The 1838-nt window shown below is 76.3% G+C and carries 2 protein-coding genes; both read right to left on the bottom strand.

Annotated features, from left to right (window positions below):
* Positions 1-4 precede the first annotated feature (4 nt).
* Entirely contained in the window at positions 5-685 is a 681-nt protein-coding gene (locus tag MRQ36_RS32805) for a response regulator transcription factor (protein ID WP_242800857.1), read from the bottom strand.
* A partial coding sequence (locus MRQ36_RS32800; protein WP_242801701.1) for a sensor histidine kinase occupies positions 682-1838 on the bottom strand: 1157 nt, incomplete at its 5' end. The genes MRQ36_RS32805 and MRQ36_RS32800, both read right to left, overlap by 4 nt.

The raw sequence follows: 1838 nt of genomic DNA, 5'->3' as shown, positions 1-1838 counted from the left end.
CGGGTCAGCGCGCCGGGGGCTCGCCGACCCGGACCAACCCGCTCTGGTACGCCACGACGACGAGCTGGGCCCGGTCCCGGGCGCCCAGCTTCATCATCGCCCGGTTGACGTGCGTCTTCGCGGTCAGCGGGGAGACCACCAGCCGCTCGGCGATCTGCTCGTTCGACAGTCCGGCGGCGACCAGGGTCACCACCTCACGCTCCCGCTCGGTGAGCACCCGCACCTGCTCCGGGGTGGCCCGCGGGTCCGGCTCCGGCTGGGCCAGGAACCGGGCGATCAGCCCCCGGGTGGCCTTCGGCGACAGCAGCGCCTCCCCCGCCGCGACGGTACGGATCGCGTCGAGCAGCTCGGCCGGTTCCACCCCCTTGCCGAGGAAGCCGCTGGCCCCGGCGCGCAGCGCCTGGAAGACGTACTCGTCGACCTCGAAGGTGGTCAGGATCAGCACCCGTACGCCGGCCAGGTCCTCGTCGGCGGTGATCTCGGCGGTGGCGGCCAGCCCGTCCAGCTCGGGCATCCGGATGTCCATCAGCACCACGTCGGCGCGGAGGCTGCGGGCCCGTTCGACGGCCTCCCGGCCGGTGGCCGCCTCACCGACCACGGTCAGGTCGGGCGCGGAGTCGATGAGCACCCGGAATCCGGCCCGCAGCAGCTTCTGGTCGTCGGCGAGCAGCACCCGGACGGTCATGCGGCCTCCTCCTCGGGGGCGGGCAGCTCGGCCCGGACCAGCCAGCCGCCCTCCGGTCGCGGCCCGGCCGAGAACGCGCCACCCACCGTCTCGGCCCGCTCCCGCATGCCGACCAGTCCCAGCCCGGCACCGGGGCCGGCGGCGTCGGCCGGCCGGGGCGGGCCGTCGTCGCGTACCTCGATGGTGACGCCGTCGGGGTCGTAGCGCAGGCGGACCGCGACGGCCGCACCCGGCGCGTGCTTGTGCGCGTTGGTCAGCGACTCCTGGATGATCCGGTACGCGGCCACGTCGACGGCGCTCGGCAGCGGCCGGGGCTGCCCGGCGACGGTCCAGCGCACCGGCTGCCCGGTGCTGAAGCCCTCCACCAGCGCGTCGAGCCGGTTGAGGCTGGGCGCCGGCTCGGTCGGCGCGTCGGTCTCGTCGTCGCGCCGCAGCACCCCCAGCAGGGTGGCCAGCTCGTCGAGGACGGTCCGGCTGGCCGAGCGGACGTGCCCGAGCGCCTCCTGCGCCGCGTCGGGCTGCTCGCGCAGCAGGTGCCCGGCCACCCCGGCCTGCACGTTGATCAGCGCGATGTGGTGGGCGACCACGTCGTGCAGCTCCCGGGCGATGCGCAGCCGCTCCTCGGCGACCCGACGGCCGGCCTCCTCCTCCCGGGTCTGCTCGGCCCGCCGGGCCCGTTCCTCCAGCACCGCCACGTACGCCCGCCGGCTGCGCACCGCGTCGCCGACGGCGACCGCGACACCGAACCAGAGCAGCAGCACCACCACGGCCGGGTCGTACCACGACACGTCGAGCGTGGCCGCTCCCGCGGCGCCGAGCAGGAGGGCACTCGCCGCACCGGCCGCGACGCCGGTGCGCCGGTCGGTGCGGGTGGCGACGGTGTACGCGGCGATCCCCACCGTGAGCACGAAGGGGCCGCGTGCCTGGTGGCCGAGAAGGGCGAGCACGACGGCGGCGAGCGTCGCACCGAGCACCGGCAGCGGGTACCGGCGGCGCACCGCCAGCGCGGCGCAGCCGATCAGGACGAGCAGCACCGCGCCGAGGCTGAGCGGGTCCCGGGGCGGCCCGCCGGGCGGGTTCACCGGCAGCAGGCTGACCGCGAAGAGAACCGTGGCCAGCAGCGCGTCGGCAACCGTCGGGTGCGTCCGCGCGA

Origin of the sequence: Micromonospora sp. R77, assembly GCF_022747945.1 — a bacterium.
In the GTDB taxonomy this organism is placed as follows: domain Bacteria; phylum Actinomycetota; class Actinomycetes; order Mycobacteriales; family Micromonosporaceae; genus Micromonospora.
Note: the sequence above shows the minus strand (reverse complement) of the source record. Positions and strands in the feature narration are given on the sequence as shown.